Annotated in this window: 19 protein-coding genes; 3 read left to right on the top strand and 16 right to left on the bottom strand. The window is 46.4% G+C overall.

Annotated elements, in window-relative coordinates; translation table 11 throughout:
• Positions 1–42 precede the first annotated feature (42 nt).
• The 9 genes from EKQ44_RS06620 to EKQ44_RS06580 all read right to left on the bottom strand — a co-directional run bounded on the left by EKQ44_RS06620 (position 43) and on the right by EKQ44_RS06580 (position 9,438).
• Positions 43–480, bottom strand: a complete 438-nt coding sequence (locus EKQ44_RS06620; RefSeq protein ID WP_237662776.1) for a hypothetical protein — start codon at positions 478–480, stop codon at positions 43–45.
• Positions 481–723: 243 nt separating this feature from the next.
• A complete protein-coding gene (locus EKQ44_RS06615; RefSeq protein ID WP_237662775.1) occupies positions 724–1,329 on the bottom strand; it encodes a thymidine kinase in 606 nt (201 codons plus the stop codon).
• A 130-nt stretch (positions 1,330–1,459) separates the two neighbouring features.
• Entirely contained in the window at positions 1,460–1,705 is a 246-nt protein-coding gene (locus EKQ44_RS06610) for a type B 50S ribosomal protein L31 (RefSeq protein ID WP_010200435.1), read from the bottom strand.
• 566 nt (positions 1,706–2,271) lie between these two features.
• On the bottom strand, positions 2,272–3,543 hold the full coding sequence (gene rho / locus EKQ44_RS06605; RefSeq protein WP_237662774.1) for a transcription termination factor Rho: 1,272 nt from the start codon (positions 3,541–3,543) through the stop codon (positions 2,272–2,274).
• Positions 3,544–4,189: 646 nt separating this feature from the next.
• Positions 4,190–5,158, bottom strand: a complete 969-nt coding sequence (gene glpX, locus EKQ44_RS06600) for a class II fructose-bisphosphatase (protein ID WP_226681864.1) — start codon at positions 5,156–5,158, stop codon at positions 4,190–4,192.
• A 304-nt stretch (positions 5,159–5,462) separates the two neighbouring features.
• Positions 5,463–6,755 carry a UDP-N-acetylglucosamine 1-carboxyvinyltransferase gene (locus EKQ44_RS06595; RefSeq protein ID WP_237662773.1) on the bottom strand — a complete coding sequence of 431 codons (1,293 nt, stop codon included), beginning with the start codon at positions 6,753–6,755 and terminating at the stop codon, positions 5,463–5,465.
• A gap of 260 nt (positions 6,756–7,015) precedes the next feature.
• Entirely contained in the window at positions 7,016–7,660 is a 645-nt protein-coding gene (gene fsa / locus EKQ44_RS06590; RefSeq protein WP_237662772.1) for a fructose-6-phosphate aldolase, read from the bottom strand.
• A 286-nt stretch (positions 7,661–7,946) separates the two neighbouring features.
• Positions 7,947–8,804, bottom strand: coding sequence for a class II fructose-bisphosphate aldolase (locus EKQ44_RS06585; protein ID WP_064099593.1), 858 nt, complete (start codon positions 8,802–8,804; stop codon positions 7,947–7,949).
• A gap of 259 nt (positions 8,805–9,063) precedes the next feature.
• Positions 9,064–9,438, bottom strand: coding sequence for a response regulator (locus tag EKQ44_RS06580; RefSeq protein WP_237662771.1), 375 nt, complete (start codon positions 9,436–9,438; stop codon positions 9,064–9,066).
• A 338-nt stretch (positions 9,439–9,776) separates the two neighbouring features.
• Here EKQ44_RS06580 and EKQ44_RS06575 point away from each other — a divergent pair, with 338 nt between their 5' ends.
• From EKQ44_RS06575 to EKQ44_RS06565, 3 genes are all read left to right on the top strand, one after another.
• Entirely contained in the window at positions 9,777–10,319 is a 543-nt protein-coding gene (locus tag EKQ44_RS06575; RefSeq protein ID WP_237662770.1) for a DUF2529 domain-containing protein, read from the top strand.
• A 282-nt stretch (positions 10,320–10,601) separates the two neighbouring features.
• Positions 10,602–11,147, top strand: a complete 546-nt coding sequence (locus EKQ44_RS21545) for a GNAT family N-acetyltransferase (protein WP_237662769.1) — start codon at positions 10,602–10,604, stop codon at positions 11,145–11,147.
• Positions 11,148–11,149: 2 nt separating this feature from the next.
• Positions 11,150–11,428 carry a toxin-antitoxin system YwqK family antitoxin gene (locus tag EKQ44_RS06565; protein WP_237662768.1) on the top strand — a complete coding sequence of 93 codons (279 nt, stop codon included), beginning with the start codon at positions 11,150–11,152 and terminating at the stop codon, positions 11,426–11,428.
• Positions 11,429–11,481: 53 nt separating this feature from the next.
• Here EKQ44_RS06565 and EKQ44_RS06560 read toward each other — a convergent pair whose 3' ends face one another.
• From EKQ44_RS06560 to EKQ44_RS06530, 7 genes are all read right to left on the bottom strand, one after another.
• Positions 11,482–13,095, bottom strand: coding sequence for a CTP synthase (locus EKQ44_RS06560; RefSeq protein WP_237662767.1), 1,614 nt, complete (start codon positions 13,093–13,095; stop codon positions 11,482–11,484).
• Between the two features lie 920 nt (positions 13,096–14,015).
• Complete coding sequence (rpoE, locus tag EKQ44_RS06555; protein ID WP_331254650.1) at positions 14,016–14,588, bottom strand: DNA-directed RNA polymerase subunit delta; 573 nt, start codon at positions 14,586–14,588, stop codon at positions 14,016–14,018.
• Positions 14,589–14,846: 258 nt separating this feature from the next.
• A complete protein-coding gene (gene icmF, locus EKQ44_RS06550; RefSeq protein WP_237662766.1) occupies positions 14,847–18,098 on the bottom strand; it encodes a fused isobutyryl-CoA mutase/GTPase IcmF in 3,252 nt (1,083 codons plus the stop codon).
• Positions 18,076–18,732: a TetR/AcrR family transcriptional regulator gene (locus EKQ44_RS06545; RefSeq protein ID WP_237663309.1), complete on the bottom strand. Its 657-nt coding sequence runs from the start codon at positions 18,730–18,732 to the stop codon at positions 18,076–18,078. Before EKQ44_RS06545 ends, icmF begins: the two co-directional genes overlap by 23 nt.
• Positions 18,733–18,751: 19 nt before the next feature.
• Entirely contained in the window at positions 18,752–19,891 is a 1,140-nt protein-coding gene (locus EKQ44_RS06540) for an acyl-CoA dehydrogenase (RefSeq protein ID WP_237662765.1), read from the bottom strand.
• A gap of 450 nt (positions 19,892–20,341) precedes the next feature.
• Positions 20,342–21,478, bottom strand: a complete 1,137-nt coding sequence (locus EKQ44_RS06535; RefSeq protein ID WP_237662764.1) for an acyl-CoA dehydrogenase — start codon at positions 21,476–21,478, stop codon at positions 20,342–20,344.
• A 282-nt stretch (positions 21,479–21,760) separates the two neighbouring features.
• Entirely contained in the window at positions 21,761–22,615 is an 855-nt protein-coding gene (locus EKQ44_RS06530; RefSeq protein ID WP_237662763.1) for a 3-hydroxybutyryl-CoA dehydrogenase, read from the bottom strand.
• Positions 22,616–22,633 lie beyond the last annotated feature (18 nt).

Here is a 22,633-nt window from a genome sequence, read left to right as displayed (position 1 = left end):
ATAAAAGAAAAACCCGTCCCGAAAATTCAGAACGAGTCATGCTTATCTTTCTTTAATTGTCAGCTTGACGTGGTAGCGGGGTGTGACCTCAAGAAACTTTTCGTTGAGCTCTTTTTGCACACGTTTCTTTTCTTTTTTTGAGATGCCACTTGGCGCATAGGCAGTGACTCTTGCCGTGTCTCCGGTTATGTAGACGGGTCCAGGTTCAAGGTCGCTGTTCATCTCAATTACTTCAACAAACTTATTTTGATCGTCTCCATAGTCGAGACGGTCTTCTGAGAGATCAAGGAAATTTGGATTTTGGTTGGTGTTGTAGTCCTCTGTATCGAGGTCTCGTCTATAAAAGCCCTCTTGATCATCGTTCCTCACACCAATCAATCGCTCTCCATCGAAATCTTCCTTCGCGCCAAAGCGCTGTTCGCCGCTGCATCCACTAATAAAAAAAGAGCATACCACCAGTAACAGGACTGCATGTTTCATGCAAACACCTCCTGTTTCTTAGCGTATCCTCTTTTTCTTATATCTTACGGACTAAATTTAGGAAATATTATTGGTTGTTTTCGCAAACATGGTTGCTTATAAATATGTTAGTATCATCCGTTGACTACGTTACTGTCGTGCTATTTTCCTGCTTGTATGAATCAGAACACTTGCATATTGGATGAACTAAAGCGGTAAATTTTTTTCTTGATGATAGCTACAATATTTGAGAAAAGAGCTTCATTATTTTTTCATTGCTTGCAGTACGGACACTTTGTGAGGAACTTCATGATGATGGCGACAGCGAGGTTCGTATGATTCCGAAGCGCCCACCAATATGATTGGGTCATCGTAACAAGCCGGTTCACCATTGATCAAACGTTGTGTACGGCTTGCAGGGGATCCACAGACGGCACAAACCGCTTGCAGCTTCGTCACGGATTCTGCTATTGCCAAAAGCTCCGGCATTTTTCCGAACGGCTCTCCACGGAAGTCCTGATCTAGTCCAGCAACAATGACACAGTAGCCTTTGTTGGCCAATTCCTGTACCACTTCCACAATTTGATCATCGAAAAATTGCACTTCATCAATGCCGACAACATCCGTATTCTCTTCTACCTGATCCAAAATCGATTGCGACGTTGGAACTGGCATGGCAATGATGGAGGTTCCATTGTGGGAAACAACAGCTTCATCACTATAACGGTTATCGATGGCTGGCTTAAATACTTGAATTTCCTGCTTGGCAAATTGGGAACGTCTCATGCGGCGAATCAGTTCTTCGGATTTACCCGAAAACATGCTGCCACAAATCGCTTCCACCCAACCGGAATGCTTCATTACATACATAAACGGCCTCTCCTTTTTGAAAATTTTACGTATAAAAAGTGCTTAGCGACCTGAACCTAAGCACTGAATTATGTAAAAATAGAAGTAAAAAAACAGGCAAGATATAGGATAACCTGCCTGTTTTACTTTATTACTTAAGGCCGTATTTTTTGTTGAAACGCTCAACACGTCCATCAGCAGCAGCATGCTTCTGACGTCCAGTGTAGAATGGGTGAGAATCAGAAGAGATCTCAACTTTGATTAGAGGGTAAGTAGTACCGTCTTCCCATTCAATAGTTTCGTTTGTTTTCATCGTAGAACCTGTGATGAATTTGAAACTAGTGTTGATGTCCATGAATACAACTTTACGGTAATCCGGGTGAATTCCAGCTTTCATTCTTGTCATCTCCTTTTCGCCCTGAGTCTTTCGAAACAGAGTTATCATTCAAATGATACCAACCACTTGGGTCGCCATCACTTATCTTAAAAACACACTGATGAAATTATATCAACTTATGACACGTTTTGCAAGATTACTTTTGGAGTTATATGCAAAGGTGGGGTAGCCAATGTTTTCCTTGTGGGGGATGTTGATGGTTGGACGGACATTTTTTTGCGGAAGAGCATTATATTCGTGTTTTTTACTCGATTTTGAGGTGGTGGAACTGGGTTCGGACATTTACCTCGCTTGTTCGGACATTCATAGAGCTCTTTTTACGTCGGTTCGGACATTCTACAGGAACGTTCGGTCAAAATTACAGGTGGTTTCGACATTTTAAAATTCCGTTCGGACATTTGAGAGGAAACTTCGGACAAGTAACCGAAATCTTTGGACAAGAATGCAAAATGTTTGTACAGAAACGGCAAATCTTTGGACATTTCCGTTTTCACACACTCCGCTCCTCCCTCACAAAAATACAAAACGCCCCCCGCCGAAGCAGGGCGCGCATTAGTTTTATATTGTTAGCGTTTTGCCGTTCCAGCCTTTTGGTCCTCTTCCAGCATTTCGAAGAATTCCTGATTTGTCTTGGACTGGCGAAGTCTACGCAATAGTTTTTCTGCAAAATCCGGAGAGTCGGACATCGTTTTGCGGATGGCCCATAGCTTATCCAGATGATCTTTCGGGATAAGAAGCTCTTCTTTACGCGTACCGGAACGACGGATGTCGATGGCCGGGAAGATACGGCGTTCTGCAAGTTGACGGTCAAGATGCAGCTCCATGTTACCTGTACCTTTGAATTCCTCATAGATGACATCATCCATACGGGAACCAGTGTCCACAAGTGCGGTCGCAAGGATCGTCAAGCTTCCACCCTCTTCAATATTCCGTGCAGCACCGAAGAAACGCTTTGGACGGTGGAATGCTGCTGGGTCGATACCACCAGAAAGTGTACGTCCACTTGGCGGGATGACCAGGTTGTACGCACGTGCCAGACGTGTGATGCTGTCCATCAGGATAATTACGTCACGCTTGTGCTCTACAAGGCGAAGTGCACGCTCCAATACAAGCTCAGCCACTTTGATGTGGTTTTCAGGCACTTCGTCAAATGTAGAGCTTACCACGTCTCCAGCAACGGAACGCTCGATGTCTGTTACTTCCTCAGGACGTTCGTCGATCAAAAGGACAATCAGTTCCGCTTCCGGATGATTTGTCGTGATGCTGTTCGCAATTTCCTTGATCAACATCGTTTTACCAGCTTTAGGAGGGGCAACGATTAGACCTCGCTGACCGAAACCTACCGGTGCAATCAAGTCCATGATACGTGTGGAAAGGCCTTTAGGCTTTGTTTCCAACACAATTTGGCGATCCGGATATAAAGGCGTCAAAGCTGGGAAATGCACACGTTCTTTTGCAGATTCCGGATCGTCCCCGTTCACCGCTTCTACATGTAAAAGTCCGTAATAGCGCTCATTCTCTTTTGGAGGACGCACCTTTCCAGATACCTTGTCCCCATTTCGAAGGTCAAAACGACGGATTTGTGATGCGGAAATATAGATGTCTTCTGAACTTGGAGAATAGTTGATTGGACGTAGGAAACCGAAGCCTTCCGATTGGATGACCTCTAAAACCCCTTCCATGAACAACAGGCCGTCTTTTTCAGCCTGAGCTTTTAAAATAGCAAAAATAAGTTCTTTTTTGGTCAGCTTGCTGTAGTAGGAAACCTTGTGCTGACGGGCAAACTCGTATAATTCTTTTAGTTTTAAATTTTCTAAGTGAGAAATAGTTAAATCCATAAAAAGAAAACACCACTCTATTCGTTTAATTGTTGTAACGGTCGTATGAATTGTAAGTCTTCCAACACTGATTCAAGCTGAATTTAAGTTCGAAGGATGGGAAATACGGCGAGTCGCTTCACTTTGTTTGGATAATGGATTGGATGCCAAGTGAGGACTGATTCCCTCGTGTTTGTGGGATAAACTCTCCTTATGAAGAAAATGTAGAAGAATCGCTAGGAAGATATAAGGTAGATTTTGCATAAATACTCGTAGTATTGTTTATTTTACCCACAAAATGCCCTTTTAAGCAACTATTTTCTATAGACAAGCTTTGATTGTCCCGTTTATTTTCTGGGGAATATTCTTGTATTTCCTCTAAATCTGTCGATAATGGTAGGTCATCTCTAGTACACTATTCGAGGAGTGGGAAGTTTTTTTGACGTATTTATATTGGAAAACCGTAAATGGGAGGTTCCATTTACGGTTTTATTAAGGTTTCGCTTTGACGCTCAGTTGATTTTCGTTCCAGGTGTTTGCTTTTCGCGGGAAGGTGGTTGAGCCTCCTCGCTTCGCTGTGAGGTCACAAGCTACCTTTATTCCCGCAGGAGTCTCACACCTTGCACTGCAATCGACTGGGTAACTCTGCTTGACCGCTTATTATTTATTAAGGCTTAAATACCAAGTTTGGTTTTTTCTTAATGTTATGCTGGCCATCGATGAAGCGGACGGTTCCTGATTTTGCACGCATGACGACGGAGTGGGTAGTTGCATTGGTCCCTTTGAACTGGACTCCGCGAAGAAGTTCGCCATCGGTTACGCCTGTGGCAGCGAAAATCGCGTCATCACCGCGGACAAGGTCTTCCATTCTTAGGACCGCATCGATGTCTTCAATTCCCATCTTGCGGCAGCGAATTAATTCTTCTTCATTTTGTGGTAGTAATTTTCCTTGGATTTCGCCTCCAAGACATTTCAGTGCGACGGCAGCGATCACGCCTTCCGGTGCGCCACCAGAACCGAACAGGATATCTACACCTGTATGATCGAACGCTGTGTTAATGGCTGCAGCAACATCTCCATCGTCAATCAGCTTGATACGAGCGCCTGCCTCCCGAAGTTCTGCGATGATTTTTTCGTGGCGAGGTCTGTTCAAGATGACAGCCACTACGTCTTCGATATCCTTGTTTTTCGCTTCTGCGACCGCTCTCAGGTTATCTGTGACAGAAGCGTTAATATCAATTTTCCCGACCGCAGCAGGACCTACGGCTATTTTATCCATGTACATATCCGGTGCATGAAGCAGGTTTCCATGATCGGCAATCGCAAGTACCGCCAGTGCATTCCAGCCCCCTGATGCTACGATGCTAGTCCCTTCTAGCGGGTCAACAGCAACGTCGACGCGTGGTCCATAGCCGGTACCAAGCTTTTCGCCGATATAGAGCATAGGTGCTTCGTCCATTTCCCCTTCACCAATCACGACGGTCCCTTTCATCGGCACCGTGTCAAAAACGTCACGCATGGCGGAAGTAGCTGCACCGTCCGCACTGTCTTTGTCTCCGCGTCCCATCCAGCGTGCAGATGATAAAGCCGCCGCTTCTGTCACTCGAATCAATTCCATGGATAAACTTCTTTCCATTTGTCCCACTCCCTTTGTGTTCTATGAATCTAGTTATTTTTTATGGTAGGCCTGGAGGTTGTCTGTGCAACCAAAGGCATTGTGCTATACTTTTCGTTAATAGTATATCACATTTGTCGGGATTTGAAAGTGGAATTGTGAAAAAACAAAACTTGATGCTTATAGACAACTCCGGGTACCTTCCGTCCTAGGTGTTCACTTTTCGCGGAGCATCCAGACAGAGTCCTTCACCCCGCAATTCATTGCACAGGTGGCAACGCAAAAAAGAAGGAACCCACTTGGATTCCCTCTTTCTCCTAAAAATTTATGAATTCTGCATTTGCTCGATTTCTTCTTCTGTCAGCTTTTCGCGCCAGATGGTGGCACCTAGTCCTTCTAGCTTTTCTTCAAGGTGGCTGTAGCCACGATCGATATGCTCAAGACCAGTCACTTCCGTCAGTCCGTCAGCCAAGAGGCCTGCAATGACAAGTGCCGCTCCTGCACGGAGGTCGCTTGCTTTTACTTTGGCGCCTTGAAGTTGGACAGGGCCGTTGATGATGGCAGAGCGGCCTTCCACTTTGATCTGGCCGTTCATACGACGCAGTTCATCCACGTGTTTGAAACGGGCCGAATAGATCGTGTCGGTCACGATGCTTGTGCCTTCTGCTTTTGTCAGCAGGGTTGTCATCGGCTGCTGGAGGTCGGTCGGGAAGCCCGGATGGACGAGCGTTTTCACGTCAACCGCCTTCAGTTTTTCGCCAGGAACGACAAGTACCTGATCCTGGTCGTTGTTGATATCAATGCTCACGCCCATTTCACGAAGCTTGGCGATCAGCGGCTCCATGTGAGTCGGGATGACATTATCGATGATCATTTCGCCGCCGGTTGCAGCAGCCATGATCATGTATGTACCAGCTTCGATACGGTCAGGGATGATCGTGTGTTTGCAACCATGCAGGTTTTCCACGCCATCGATACGGATGACATCTGTTCCGGCACCTTTGATTTTTGCGCCCATGCTGCTTAGAAGTGTTGCCACATCGATGATTTCAGGTTCTTTTGCAGCATTTTCAATGATGGTTCTGCCTTTTGCCTTTACTGCTGCAAGCATGATGTTGATCGTTGCACCGACACTTACCACATCAAGGTAAATGCGTGCCCCTCTTAGCTCTTCAGCGCGAAGGTAGATGGCGCCTTGTTCGTTTGTTACTTCTGCTCCAAGGGCTTCAAAGCCTTTTATATGCTGATCAATCGGTCTTGGGCCTAAATGACAGCCACCAGGCAGGCCGACTACCGCTTTCTTGAAGCGGCCAAGCATCGCTCCCATCAAATAATAGGAAGCACGGAGTTTTTTCACTTTTCCGCTTGGTAGAGGCATCGCAATCATTTTGGATGGATCGACTGTAAGGTCTTCCCCTTCCAATGATACGCTTCCGCCGATTTCCTCAAGCAGGCTGCTTAAAATTTCAACATCTGATATTTGCGGTAACCCTTCGATCGTAACGGGTGAGTCCGCTAGAATGGTTGCAGGGATCAAGGCCACTGCACTATTTTTCGCTCCACTAACGCGTACGGTACCATTTAACTTATTACCACCAAGAATCTTTAACTTTTCCATATAGTTCTCCCTTCAAGGCGAGGTTGGTTTCCAAAAGTGCTATTGTCTATTATACACAATTATTACCAATCGTAAAATTTTACGTTACCTATTAGTTTACACGAAATATTTATTTTCATATATGAAAAAGCATGATTCTTTATGAAATCGTAATATTTGATACCATACGCCTATATTCGACACAACCTTTTTGTCGAAAAAAAGATAAAAAAATACCCCTGCTCATTTTCAGCAGGGGCGTACGAATTATTTTATAAAATTTATTGCTGGCGGTTATTCCAGTCAGCCAAGAACTTCTCGATGCCTTGGTCTGTTAACGGGTGTCCGAAGAGTTGCATCAGCACTTTGTAAGGAACGGTCGCGATGTGCGCCCCTTTTAGGGCAGCCTCCGTAATGTGCATCGGGTGACGGATGGAAGCTGCGATGATTTCCGTTGGGATATCGTGGATCGCGAAAATGTCAGCAATGGTGGAAACAAGGTCCATTCCATTTTGTCCGATGTCATCAAGGCGTCCAAGGAAAGGAGAAACATAAGTAGCTCCCGCTCTCGCTGCCATCAATGCTTGATTGGCGTTAAAAATGAGGGTCACGTTTGTTTTGATGTTCAGGTCACTGAATGCTTTTACCGCTTTCAACCCATCTGGCGTCATCGGCACTTTCACCGTAATGTTCGGTGCGATTGCCGCAAGTGCTTTCCCCTCTTCGATCATGCCTTCTGCATCAAGTGCAATGACTTCCGCACTGACAGAACCCTCCACGAATTCCGTGATTTCGCGTAGGCGGTCTTCGAAGGAAATGTTTTCTTTTGCCACAAGGCTTGGGTTTGTCGTTACTCCCGCAAGTAGCCCCAGTGCATGCGCTTCTTTAATTTCTTCCAGGTTCGCTGTGTCGATAAAAAATTTCATGTTTGTCTCTCCCTTTTGCCGTTATTGTTTACGCTTTCATTGAGAAATAGAACAAAACCGCCTGGTGTGGCGGTTCTGTGATGGTTGCCTTGTTGTTGGTTGAATTATCTTGTTGGTTGAAACATAAATGTATCAGTTGTTACTCCTGTTGATTTCCGTTCCAGGTGCTCGCTTTCCTAGGGGCGATGCTTGAGCCTCCTCGGCTGCGCCTGCGGGGTCTCAAGCTACCGCTATCTCCCTCAGGAGTCTCACACCTTGCTCTTCAATCAACAGGGGGAACTAAGATTTACGCTTTGTTGGAAGATCCAAATTCGCGCATTTTGCCTTTTACTGTATCTTTGATTGCGTCGCGAGCAGGCCCTAGGTATTTACGAGGATCGTACTCTTCTGTTTTCGCAGCAAGTGTTTCACGAACTGCTTTTGCAGATGCAATTTGGTTTTCTGTGTTTACATTGATTTTAGCTGTCCCAAAAGAGATCGCTTTTTGGATGTCATGCGTAGGGATTCCAGTTCCACCGTGAAGTACTAGAGGAACACCAGCACGGTTGTTGATGTCTTCCATCTCTTTGAAGCCAAGGTTCGGTTCGCCTTTGTAAGGGCCGTGGACGGAACCTAAAGCTGGAGCTAGGCAATCAATACCTGTGCGCTTTACAAGCTCTTCACACTCTTGTGGATCTGCATAGATTACGCCATCCGCAATCACGTCATCTTCTTGTCCACCTACAACACCAAGCTCTGCCTCAACAGAAACTCCGTGGAAGTGTGCTAATTCTACAACTTTGGAAGTTGTTTCAATATTCTCCTCAAATGGATGGTGAGAAGCATCGATCATTACAGAAGTAAATCCAGCGTGGATCGCTTTTGCACAAGACTCATAGCTTGAACCGTGGTCTAAGTGAATCGCTACAGGTACAGTCACACCGTACTCTTCCATTAACGCTTTCACTAATGCTACGATTGTTTTGAAGCCACCCATATAACGAGCCGCACCTTCAGAAACACCAAGGATAACTGGTGAATTCTCCTCCTGTGCCGCTTGTAGAATTGCCTGTGTGAACTCTAGGTTGTTCAGGTTGAACTGACCTACCGCATAGCCTTCTGCATTTGCTTTTTTCAGCATTTCTGTCATGGAAACTAAAGGCATAATAACATCCTCCTTCGTATTATATTCACTCCGAAAAGTTTTTCCGTTTGTAAAATATCACCCATATCAAAACTAGCTTGACCAAATGGAAAACCAGTTATGTATAAGGGAGGAACAAAGTCAAAACTTGACGGTTGATTTTTATCCAACACCTAGCATATCAACTATGAAGAAAAACGGCAACTGTTGTAGCATGCCGTTTTCCCATGTAAGCGATAACACCTAAAATGTTTTAATATTCAGTAAGAATTCTTGCGTTTCAGACCGAGTGACGCGGCATGTTTTTGCGTACCGCATCTCTGATTTCGTCAATATCGAATGGTTTGGCAAAATGCGTAATCGCTCCGAGATCTTTGGATTCCTGAATCATATCCAACTCTCCATAAGCGGTCATGATGATGACTTGGATATCGGAATTGATCGCTTTTAGTCTCTTTAAAATCTCAATTCCGTCCATCCCGGGGATCTTCATGTCTAACAATACTAAGTCCGGTGAATGCTTTTCCACGATATCTAATGCTTGGTAACCGTTCGCTGCCTGAAACGTTTGATAACCTTCCTTCTGGAACACTTCATTCAACAAGATCCGTATCCCATACTGGTCATCCACAATCAGTAATTTTTGACCCACCATAACACCCCATCTCTAAAAATAATCAATCCGTTTCCATCCACCCACCTAATTCTACTATAATAGTCTTATTTCCTCCTTTTTCGACCGGGAAATTTTTTGGGAGTGAGGAAATTTTCAAAAGGGGTCAGACCCCGGCAGGACTTTCCCCCTTGACATAGAAGGCCCCGGCCGACTTGGTTGTTGTCGAAATTTGTAGGAATAAGAGGAACGAAAAGGGGTCAGACCCCTCTAGGATTTTTGCCCTTTATGTCGTACTGCCTTCTTTTTGTTGGGTTTTGGGGAATGGTAATAGTGATATTTTAGGTAATTTTATTTGGTGATGGAGTGTGATGGTTAGGATGTTGAAGATTTTTACGACGCAGTTGCAGGGTGTGTTTAATAGGATTGGTTCGAGTGAGGAGTTTGCCTTTGAGGATGCGGCTAGGTTGCTTGCTCAGGCGGCTGTCGGGGATGGAAGGATTTATGTGCATGGAGTGAAAGAAATGAAAGCGATCGAGGCGGAGGCGACAGAGGGAGCGGAGCCGCTTGCAGGGGCTAAACTTTTATCAGACCTGGACAGCTATCACGATCTTACGGATACAGATCGTGCGTTGATTGTGTCCCGTTTTTCGACAGATGAAGAAGCAATCAGTACTGCAAAGGCATTGAAGGAGCTTGGCATTGAGATTGTCGGAATTTCGACGGTGGTTGATGCAACGGAATCGACAGAAGCGGAAACCTTGGAAAATTTGGCCGATGTACATATCGACATGAAACTGAAGAAGCCTTTGATCCCTGGTGATGATGGGGAACGTTTCGGTTTCCCTTCCAGTATGGTGGCTTTATATGTTTACCACGGGGTGGCTTTTACCTTAACAGAGATTTTGGAGGAGCAGGAGTAGGAAGAGACTTTGGGTAGCGCAATTTAGTACGGTGGCAGTTTTCTTAGGTTAACCCCTACTTTGGCGGCGTTCGGCTCCTTCGGTGACACTCTCTACTTTCCTCCACTATTCTGTCACCGTTTGGCCTCAACGATGACAGTTTCCTTAGTTTCCCCCCTAAGTAAGGCGGCGTTCGGATTGGCAGTCCTATGCTCCGGGAGTAATCTTAAAAAAATTTTAAAGGATATTGGCCAAATTTATCGAAACAACTCATAAGTTATTTTTTCATGGGAGGTTTCGAGAGTGTTAAATTTAAATCAATATTTGTTAATAGATAAAGCGACACCCGGAGATGGGCCGCAAATAGTAGAGTTGCTGAAAAGCCGCGCTATTGACTTACAACGGAAGGGTTCCAAACAGTGGGGCTTCCTCCTTACTGGACAAGAGGACGAGGAGATTTTAGAGCTCGTGGCAAAGGGGTCATTTTATAAGGTAAACGTAACGAGCAACCACCTGAATCAGGCTGCACCCGCGCCTCAAGCGGCGGCTACCTTTATGCTGTCAGATACGCAGGAAGAGTGGGATGTTCACCTGTGGGGACAAGAGGATGCCCAGGGTACGGTTTATCTACATAAGCTAGCTGTTGCTCTTGAATATAAAGGCGAGGGACTTGGAGACTACCTCGTGGGATGGATCAAGCAGCATGTGGAAGAGTTAGGCTATGACAAGATTCGGTTAGATTGTGTGGCGGGCAGTGAGAAGCTCCGAGAGTTTTATGAGACGCACGAGTTTAAGCTATTAGACATAGTGGATGCGCATTGTTTATATGAATGGGAGGCAAAGCGATAAGGATGGAAAACAAAAAGTGTGATATAAAAACGGAAAATGGAGTAATAGAAAAACCATTAGAAGTGATCGATGGGTACACAATAAAGTACCATGCAAACGGCAAAACCATTTGGTCTAAGGGGAAACTGTCTGGGGATCAACCAGAAGGCTATTGGGAGTGGTATCGTGCCGATGGGACCATCAAGCGGTCTGGGTATTTTGAGAAGGGCGAGCCTGTTGGGGAATGGATCACCTATGATGGCAAAGGTGAGAAATACAAAGTCACGAATCGTGATAAATAATATGAAAAAAGCTCAGAGCATAGGAACTCTGAGCTTTTTGTATGTCTTTAGAATTACGCCATTACCTCAGCATTTTTCAAAGATGCTGCCACAAAGTCGCGGAATAGTGGTTGTGGGCGGTTTGGTCTGGAAGAGAATTCTGGATGGAATTGGGATGCAAGGAACCATGGGTGGTCTTTGATCTCAATTACTTCTACCAGGCGGCCGTCAGGGCTTGTACCGGAGAAGATGAATCCGTGCTCTTCCATTTGTTGACGATATTGGTTGTTGAACTCATAGCGGTGACGGTGGCGTTCATAGACCACTTCGTCCGCGTAAGCTTTTTGTGCCAAGGAATCGTCGTTCAACTTACAAGGGTATAATCCAAGGCGCAATGTTCCGCCAAGGTCCTCGATGTCTTTTTGTTCAGGTAAAAGGTCGATGACTGGGTATGGCGTTTCCGGGTTAAGCTCAGCGGAATGTGCGCCTTCAAATCCAAGAACGTTACGCGCAAACTCGACAGAAGCAAGCTGCATGCCAAGGCAGATACCGAAGAATGGCACCTTGTTCTCACGCGCATAGCGGATCGCTTCGATTTTCCCTTCTACCCCACGATCGCCGAAACCACCTGGTACAAGGATTCCGTCCGCACTGTTCAATAGCTCGTCCACATTGTCGGCTGTTACTTCTTCAGAGTTGATCCAGTTGATCTTCACATCTGCATCGTACTCGTATCCAGCATGACGCAACGCTTCTGCAACAGATAGGTAAGCATCCTGAAGCTCCACATATTTTCCGACAAGGGCGATTGTCGTTTTCTTGGAAAGGTTTTTCACCTTGTTCACAAGTGCCGTCCATTCGGTCATGTCTGCCTCACCCTTTGCCTCCAGCTTCAGGTGGTCCACCACGATGTTGTCCATGTTTTGCGCCTGATAAGCTAGTGGCACTTCGTAAAGCGTGTCAGCATCGATAGATTCGATAACTGCCTTCTCGTCGATATCACAGAACAAGGCAATCTTATCTTTCATATCTTGGGAGATCGGCATTTCTGAACGCAATACGATGATGTTTGGTTGAATTCCAAGACCGCGAAGTTCTTTTACACTGTGCTGTGTAGGCTTTGTTTTCAACTCGCCTGCCACACGGATGTAAGGAACAAGCGTACAGTGGATGTACATCACGTTGTCACGACCGATGTCGCTCTTGATTTGGCGGATTGCCTCTAGGTATGGAAGTGACTCGATGTCCCCCACTGTCCCGCCGATCTCTGTGATGACTACGTCCGCATTTGTCTCACGGCCAGCACGGAACACGCGCTCTTTAATTTCGTTTGTGATGTGTGGGATAACCTGAACTGTTCCGCCCAAGTAGTCGCCGCGGCGCTCTTTCTTCAGTACAGTGGAATAGATTTTCCCTGTAGTCACGTTGGAATATTTGTTCAGGTTGATGTCGATGAAACGCTCATAGTGACCTAAGTCCAAATCTGTTTCCGCACCGTCACCTGTCACGAATACCTCACCATGCTGATAAGGACTCATCGTACCTGGGTCCACGTTGATATATGGATCAAACTTCTGGATCGTCACGTCCAATCCGCGATTTTTTAACAATCTGCCCAAAGATGCAGCAGTAATCCCTTTACCTAGAGATGACACAACGCCACCTGTTACGAAAATATACTTTGTCATGCTGTCTCCCCCTCGAAATAATTTTATTTAAAAATAGTAATAAGTAACGAACATGCTTCTTGAGAGGCATTTAACATTTTTATCATTAGTCAAAAACACGAAATTCATTTATTAAAAAGGCTCTTTTCTCAAAGATTGTTGCTATTCACTAGATGATTTAAAAATACGTAATAGCAATAAAGTTTACGAAAACAGCCATTAAAAAATGAAGCTGCCCCTAATTTCTCAGGTACAGCATATGGATGTTTATTCACTAATAAAATAAAAAACGCCCCACTTGCCAGCATTTGCAGCAAGGGGAGCGTGTATATGTTTAACAAATCATACGTGTCCTTTTTTAAGGAGCCCAAAAAAGATTCTACCTAGTTGAGGGGCAAAAGTCAAGGACTGTAATCAACTTACGAATTTTCACTCTTCTTCCCCTTAATCATGAAATTCGACGATAAAAGGAGCGAAATGCCGATAAAAATATACGCGGTAGCTATCGAGCTGCTCGGGACAAGGACAAAGTAGTCCAGCATCTCAAACCTGATAAAAAAACCAAATATAAAAAAAAGAAAACCAATCCAATACGTCACTTTTCCTAACGTCGTATGTTTTTTCACCATACTCCCCCTCTTTGGTTACTTTTTCTTTTCTACGTATGATGAAAGAAAAAGTTCCCACTGTTGGTGGATTCAATAGAAAAAGGCTCTTTTCGTAAACTTTGTTGCTTTTACGCTTATGAACCAACTCGTTATATACCTTAATGTCGTGCTCTTTTCCCTTCCGCACTAAATTTTGTTCCATTTTTTAAAGTATCTAAGCAGTAAAAAGTCCAACTGCCGACTTTTTACTAGTGAATAACAACAATCTTTGAGAAAAGAGCCTAAAAAAACACTCCCCGCGTTTCGTCCCGGGGAGTGTTTTTTTAGTGGCGATTAAAGGTTTTCTTCCTCATCCTCATCCACTTCTTCTTCTTCCTCATCGTCTTCAAGTTCGTACTCGTCGTCTTCGATCAGGTCTTCTTCAAACTCTTCGTCATCATCTTCGTCTGCATCATCATCATCGGCATCGTCAAAGTCTTCCTCTTCGACTTCATCCTCTTCATAATCATCCAAATCGTCGAATTCCAATTCTTCTTCATCCAACTCATCGAATTCGTCTGCATCGATATCGTCCTCATCTGCAGCCTTCTTCTTCTTTTTGGACTTCGCCTTAACCTGAGGGGTTGTTTCTTCTTCTATTTGATCATAAGGATACCATGCACGAAGTCCCCATTGGTTTTCTCCAATACAAATGAAACGGCCGTCAATGTTCAGGTCCGTATAGAACTGAGACAACTTGCCCTTAAGATCTTCATCTGTAAAACCGGTGATTTTCTTGATCTCCGTAATTAGTTCGCCAAAAGTCACAGACTGCTTCTGTTCGTTAAATAAAGCAGTAGCGATTTCGATCAATGACATCTCTTGCACTTCTTCTGCCGTTAAATGGTTTAATGCCAATGTCTGCACATCCTTTCTATATATGTAAAAAGACAATAATCATAGCAATTCCTAGAAAAATCCATACCACTCATTATAAACAAAATACCAATGTTTAATCCAGCATAAAATAAATCTTTCCCTCAAAAAATTGAAAAACGGATAAAAAAGAGAAAAAAACAACAAAGGGGGGTCAGACCCCCAAAGGTATTTCTCTCTCCACGTCGAATTCTATATAGTTAGCCTGGCCAGGGAAGCCTGTGTCTCCCTAGCTTCTTTTTTTCTTAATTACATATTCCGTCTGAATTGGCCGCCGACTTCGTAGAGGGCTGTGGTGATCTGGCCGAGGCTTGCGACGCGGACGGTTTCCATCAGTTCTTCAAAGATGTTTCCTCCGCTTATGGCCACCTGCTTCAATCTCTTCAAGGCCTCTTCCACTTCCGCGGCATTTCGCTCTTGGAACGCTGCAAGGTTTCGGATCTGCGTTTGCTTCTCCTCTTCCGTCGAACGGGCAAGCTCGATGTCATTCAAATCGTCTTCAGAAGGTGGATTCGGATTTTTATACGTGTTCACCCCGATGATCGGAAGCTCCCCTGTATGTTTTTTCATCTCATAGTACATGGACTCATCCTGGATCTTCCCACGCTGATATTGCGTTTCCATCGCACCAAGTACGCCACCGCGGTCATTCAAGCGTTCAAACTCCTGCAGCACCATTTCTTCCACAAGATCTGTCAGCTCTTCCACCACAAAGGCACCCTGTAATGGATTCTCATTTTTCGCCAATCCGTGTTCTTTTGTGATGATCATCTGAATCGCCATCGCACGGCGCACAGACTCTTCTGTCGGCGTTGTAATCGCCTCATCATAGGCATTTGTATGCAACGAGTTACAGTTGTCCTGAAGCGCCATCAAGGCCTGCAGCGTCGTACGGATATCATTGAAGTCGATTTCCTGCGCGTGCAAGGAACGACCGGACGTCTGAATATGATACTTCAGCTTCTGGCTGCGCTCATTGGCACCATATTTATTTTTCATGACCGTTGCCCAGATGCGGCGTGCCACGCGACCGATCACCGTGTATTCTGCATCAAGCCCGTTACTGAAGAAGAACGATAAGTTCGGTGCAAAGTCATCAATTTTCATGCCACGGCTCAAGTAGTACTCAACATAGGTGAAGCCATTGGCAAGTGTGAACGCCAATTGTGTAATCGGATTCGCGCCAGCTTCAGCAATATGGTAGCCAGAAATCGAAACAGAATAGTAATTGCGCACTTTTTTATCGATAAAGTACTGCTGGATATCGCCCATCACACGAAGCGCAAACTCCGTCGAGAAAATGCACGTATTCTGGCCTTGGTCTTCTTTTAAAATATCCGCCTGCACCGTTCCGCGCACCGTCTGCATGGTCACAGCACGAACTTCAGCAAACTCTTCCACCGATAACACACGTCCAAGCTCCTCTTCTCGCTTTTGCACCTGCTGATCGATCGCCGTGTTCATAAACATCGCCAAAATAACAGGCGCCGGACCGTTAATGGTCATCGAAACAGACGTACTAGGCGCACACAGGTCAAAGCCTGCATATAACTTTTTCATGTCATCAAGGGTACAGATGCTCACACCGCTGTTCCCGACTTTCCCGTAGATGTCCGGACGTTCTGCCGGATCTTCCCCGTACAAGGTAACCGAATCGAATGCTGTACTTAAGCGCTTCGCATCGTCATCCTTGCTTAAATAATGGAAGCGGCGGTTTGTGCGCTCAGGTGTGCCTTCTCCAGCAAACTGGCGCTTCGGATCCTCGCCCTCACGTTTGAACGGGAACACCCCTGCTGTATAAGGGAATTCTCCAGGTACATTTTCGCGGTATACCCACTTCAAAATCTCCCCATAGTCCACATATTTTGGCAGGACCACTTTTGGAATTTTTAAGCCGGACAGGGTTTTCGTGGTAAGTTTTGTGATAATTTCCTTGTCACGGATTTTTGTGACAAACTGGTCACCGGAGTATTTCTCCTTCTTCTCTTCCCAGCCAGCCAAAATTTTGCGGGAGTCACTCGTCAGTTTTTCCTCGTATTCACGGCGAAGCTCCGCTAGTGAAGCAACGAGCTCCTCGTTTCCAGCACCACCGGCAGCTTCCATCGCCCCATCCAACTGGAACAATTTCCGTGCTAACTCGACCTGTTCAGCAGCCATCTTATGATAGTTGCGGACAGTGTCACTGATCTCACGTAAATAATAGCGGCGATCATTCGGAATGATCACATTCTGCTTTTCCACATCTTTAGAAGTCGGCAGGCTAGACGCGTACGAAGAACCTGTCTTTTCATTCATCAACTCAAGCAACGCGGCGAAAAGCGTGTTCGTCCCAAGGTCATTGAACTGGCTCGCAATCGTGCCATACACCGGCATTTCATCCAATTCTTTATCCCATAAAAGACGGCTGCGTTGGTACTGCTTTTGCACCTGGCGCTTCGCGTCCTCCGAGCCTTTGCGCTCGTACTTGTTAATGACAATCAAATCTGCATAATCAATCATATCGATTTTTTCCAGCTGGGAAGGTGCCCCGAACTCGCTTGTCATCACATACATCGAGATGTCGCAGATCTCTGTGATCCCGGCATCGCCCTGCCCGATTCCGCTCGTCTCGACAATGATCAAGTCAAAACCAGCCGCTTTCGTCACAGCAATCGCATCTTGGATCGCCAAGGAAAGCTCGGAACGAGAACCACGGGTTGCAAGCGAACGCATATAAACACGCGGGTTAAATATGGCGTTCATGCGGATGCGGTCTCCAAGCAATGCGCCACCTGTTTTCTGCTTCGTCGGATCGATGGAGAGAATCGCTACCTTCTTATCCGGTACTTCATTTATGAATCGGCGGATCAGTTCATCGGTAAGCGAGCTTTTCCCCGCACCACCTGTACCTGTGATCCCAAGGACCGGCACGGTTTTCTGCTTTTCTTTTACCTTTGCAAGGGCTGTTTGGGCCGTTGCGGCCACCTCTTCGTCAGAAGTCACCTGAAGCTCGGACAACGTAATCAGTTTCGCAATCGCCTGATGATTATCGGCATCAAGAAGCTCCACTTCATCACCAAGGGATTTGACCGTCACAAAGTCACATTCCTTCAGCATCGAGTTGATCATGCCTTGCAATCCATGCTCGCGGCCATCCTCTGGTGAAAAGATGCGCGCGATCCCGTATGCATGCAGTTCTTTTATCTCACTAGGAATGATGACCCCGCCGCCACCGCCGTAAATGCGGATGTGAGAGGCACCTTTTTCCTTCAGCAAATCATACATATATTTAAAATATTCGACATGTCCCCCTTGATAAGAGGAAATCGCGATCCCCTGCACATCCTCCTGGATCGCCGCGTTCACGATCTCTTCCACGGAACGGTTGTGGCCAAGGTGGATGACCTCGGCACCGCTCGCCTGGATGATGCGGCGCATGATGTTGATCGAGGCGTCATGCCCATCAAATAGACTTGAAGCTGTCACAAAACGAATATGGTTAGTTGGACGATATACTTCCATGTTTCACATTCTCCCCCTTTGTAAGTCCGTGCACTAAAATTTCAATCTGGCCCTCGATGTAGGCATCCAGCTCAAAGTGCCTGTGCAGCACCCAGCGCCGGAATCCCCACATCTGGCCCTGTACGAAAATATTATGGGCAACCAATTGAATCTGCTGCTCTTTCATGTCGATGTCCTCTGCTGTCATGCAGTTACGGATGACCTGCTCAAACATGGCCACCATCGCAAGCTCCTTGTTCAGCACGTAAGGAAGCGCATCTTTTGATAGCGACTTTGCCTCCTGATACATGACAAGGACCTCATCCTGCATTTCATCCATGACGCGAAAATAGTACCGGATCGCAGACTTCAAGCTCTCCAGGTTCCCCCGCTTCATATCGAGCTCCTCCTGCAGACGCTCCCCCACCTGGTCATAAATCCGGTCACAGACAAGATAGAGGACATCTTCCTTCGTTCTGATATATTCATAAAGTGTGCCAATGCTAAAACCGGCTTCTTTGGCAATTTCCCTTGTTGTCGTGCGGTGGAAGCCCTTTTCTTTAAAAAGGCTCACCGCCCCTTTGATCATCTGGTCACGGCGCTTCTCGATCAGCCGCTCGTCTTTTACGGATGCATGTACTTGACGTTTTTTCATCATCCTGTCCGTCACCTACTTACTTAGTAAGCATTCTGGAGATTACGAGACGTTGAATTTCTTGTGTTCCTTCATAGATTTGCGTAATTTTCGCATCCCTCATATAGCGCTCTACCGGGTAGTCCTTCGTGTAGCCATAGCCGCCAAATACCTGAACCGCTTCTGTCGTCACCTTCATCGCTGTGTCACCAGCAAACAATTTGGACATCGCAGACTCCAAGCCATAGCTCAAGCCCTCGGATTCTCTCCAAGCAGCCTGGTAGGTAAGCAGTCTTGAAGCTTCCACCGTAGTCGCCATGTCTGCCAGTTTAAAAGAAACACCCTGCTGTGCCGCGATTGGCTTCCCGAACTGAACGCGCTCTTTTGCATAAGCTACAGCCGCATCAAGTGCACCTTGTGCAATCCCCACTGCCTGTGCAGCAATCCCGTTACGACCGCCATCAAGCGTCGTCATCGCCACTTTGAAGCCTTCACCTTCCGCTCCAAGCATGTTTTCTTTTGGCACGCGGCAGTCTTCGAAAATGATTTCCGTCGTCGGTGAGGAACGAATGCCTAGTTTTTGTTCTTTTTTCCCAACGCTGAAGCCAGGGAAGTCCGCTTCCACGATAAACGCGCTCGTTCCTTTATGCTTGCTGGACGGATCTGTCACCGCAAACACCACATAGATATCGGCAATTCCGCCATTTGTGATGAAAATTTTCGAACCGTTCAGGACATAATGGTCACCATCTAGTTTTGCCGTCGTACGCATTCCACCTGCATCAGATCCGGAACCCGGTTCTGTCAGGCCGTAGCCGCCGATACTCGTTCCTTGCGCAAGTGGCACCAAGTATTTCTGCTTCTGCTCTTCTGTTCCATATTTGTAGATCGGCCAGCTCGCAAGTGATGTGTGCGCGGAAAGGGTGACACCAGTGGACGCACATACTCGGGATAATTCCTCTACCGCGATGCAATACGCCAGGTAGTCACTGCCGATCCCACCGTACTCTTCCGGAAACGGAATTCCCGTAAGTCCTAGGTCTGCCATCTTTTTGAAAATTTCCATGTCAAAGCGCTCTTCTTCGTCACGCTCCGCTGCTGTCGGCTCCACTTCGTTCTTGGCAAAATCGCGTACCATTTTGCGAATCATTTCATGCTCTTCAGATAGTTGAAAGTTCATATTTTTCATCCCCCGATGATATAGTTTTTTGGACGTCGCACACACTCGCCATAGGCTGGGCTTCGCTAATAGCGGGGCGGAGCCGGACGAGGCGTTAGTGGTCGTTTTTACAACTTTTTATGGTTTTTTTGCTAGTTTACGTGCACTTAAAAAACGTTCGGACATTTAAAAAGGTCTTTTGGACACTTTTTATGGTTTTTTACCAGTGGTTTGGACACCCTTTGAGCGTGTTCGGACAACTTTGATGGGTGGTTCGGCCATTTGAAAAATTGGTTCGGACACTTTCGTTGAAACTTCGGCCAACTTTGCCAAATCTTCGGTCAACTTCTCAAAAACTTTGGACAACTTCCGGAAATCTTCGGACATTTGGCCTCGAACGGCTTGAGAAAATGCAAAATTCACTCACTAACACTCGCAAAAGCCGCCCCACCTTTCAACGGCCGTCCCCCATTAGTTCATCAAATGCTTCCCGATCACCATTCTCTGAATCTCGCTCGTTCCCTCATAAATCTCACAAACCTTCGCGTCACGGAAATAGCGCTCGACCGGATAATCTTTCGTATAGCCGTAGCCGCCGAACACCTGGACCGCCTCGATCGCCACATTCATCGCCGTCTGTGATGCGAAAAGTTTTGCCATGGAGGCTTCCTTACCGCAAGGCTTGCCCAAAGCACGTAGGTTGGCAGCGCGGTATGTCAATAGTCTCGCACTTTCCACCGCCGTCGCCATGTCTGCCAGTTTAAAAGAAACACCCTGCTGTGCTGCGATCGGCTTGCCGAACTGGACGCGCTCTTTTGCATAGGCCGTTGCCGCCTGTACTGCCGCTTCGGCGATCCCAAGGGACTGTGCCGCGATGCCGATCCGGCCGACGTCAAGGTTAGCCATCGCTATTTTGAAGCCTTCCCCTTCCGCACCAAGCAGGTTCGCCGCAGGAACCTTCGCGTCTTCAAACGTCAGCTGGACCGTTTTCGAGCCGTGCAAGCCCATCTTGTGCTCATCTTTTCCGATGACAAATCCAGGAGTGTCCTTTTCCACGATGAATGCGGAAACTCCCTTTGTTCCAAGCTCGGGATTGGTAGATGCGAAAACGATGTACGTGTCCGCTTCCCCGCCATTTGTGATGAACACTTTCGCGCCGTTCAGCACATAGTGGTCACCTTGTTTCACTGCACGTGTTTTCAAGCTTCCTGCATCAGATCCCGCACTTGGCTCCGTCAAACAGAACGCACCAAGGTACTCACCGGAAGCAAGCTTTGTGACGTATTTCTGTTTCTGTTCTTCTGTTCCAAAATAAAGAATTGGATTCGTCCCGACCGAGGTGTGTACGGACAGTATCACCCCTACTGTCGCACTTACGCGGGACAGCTCATTGATCGCGATGATGTAGGAAGGAAAGTCCATTCCGGCTCCGCCATACTCTTCCGGGATTGTCATTCCCATCAAGCCAAGGTCCGCCATTTTCTTCAATATTTCACGAGGGAATTCTCCCTGTTCCATTTTTTCCACGAAAGGTGCGATTTCGGTTTCCGCGAAATCGCGTACCATTTTCCGGACCATTTCCTGCTCTTCTGTAAAACGTAAATTCATGCCATTCGTCCCCTCTCCTGCTGTCTACAAAAAATCCTAATCTATCTTTGAGGCCACTAACAAATTGGATAATTTTAGTGTGCTATTAAATACCGCTGTTGATTTCCGCAAATAGCTTCGCTTATCCAGAGGGCGACCTTGAGCCTCCTCGTTTCACTGCGGGGTCTCAACATTGTCGCTACTCCCCCGCAGGAGTCTTCGCATTTGCTCCAATCCACACTAGAAATTATCAATCGCTATAAAGTTTTCCGTTTACAGTGACCTCTTGCCATTAATACACCCTTACGCCTCGTACGTATAAAAACCGCGGCCCGTCTTGCGTCCCAGCCAGCCTGCTTTCACATATTTCCTTAGCAACGGACATGGACGATATTTGTCATCGCCAAAGCCTTCATGCAATGTTTCCATGATGTAAAGGCAAGTGTCGAGTCCGATAAAATCGGCAAGAGTGAGCGGCCCCATCGGATGGTTCATGCCAAGCTTCATGACCTCATCGATTGCTTCTGGCGTTGCCACACCTTCGTAAACGGTGAAAATTGCTTCATTGATCATCGGCATCAACACACGGTTGGAGACGAATCCTGGGAAGTCGTTCACTTCCACCGGCACTTTGGAAAGTTTTTTCGTCATATCCTCGATCGCACCATATACTTCGTCTGCCGTTTGCAAGCCACGAATAATTTCGACAAGCTTCATGACAGGAACAGGGTTCATGAAGTGCATCCCGATTACCTTTTCAGGTCTGCCCGTTGCTGCCGCAATCTCTGTGATAGGAAGCGAAGATGTATTTGTCGCTAAAATGGTGTGAGCCGGAGCATGCTGGTCAAGCTCGGCGAAAATTTTCTTTTTGATATCCATGTTTTCAACTGCTGCTTCAATGACGATGTCGACATGCTTCGCATCTTCAAGGGTGGTCGTCGTTTGCAGGCGCTCCAAAACTGCTGTCTTTTCGTCCTCTGTCATACGACCTTTGTCCACGGATCTGCTTAAATTTTTCGTGATGCCCGCAAGCCCCCGCTCCAAGAATTCCTGCTTCAAATCGTTCATATATACGTCATAGCCGGCCATCGCACAAACCTGCGCGATGCCTGAGCCCATTTGTCCTGCGCCGATCACCATTACTTTTTGAATTGTCATGTTCTGATTCCTCCTAAA

Source organism: Sutcliffiella horikoshii, assembly GCF_021991925.1.
Classification (GTDB): Bacteria; Bacillota; Bacilli; order Bacillales; family Bacillaceae_I; genus Sutcliffiella_A; species Sutcliffiella_A horikoshii_F.
This window is presented reverse-complemented; position numbering and strand designations above follow the sequence as displayed.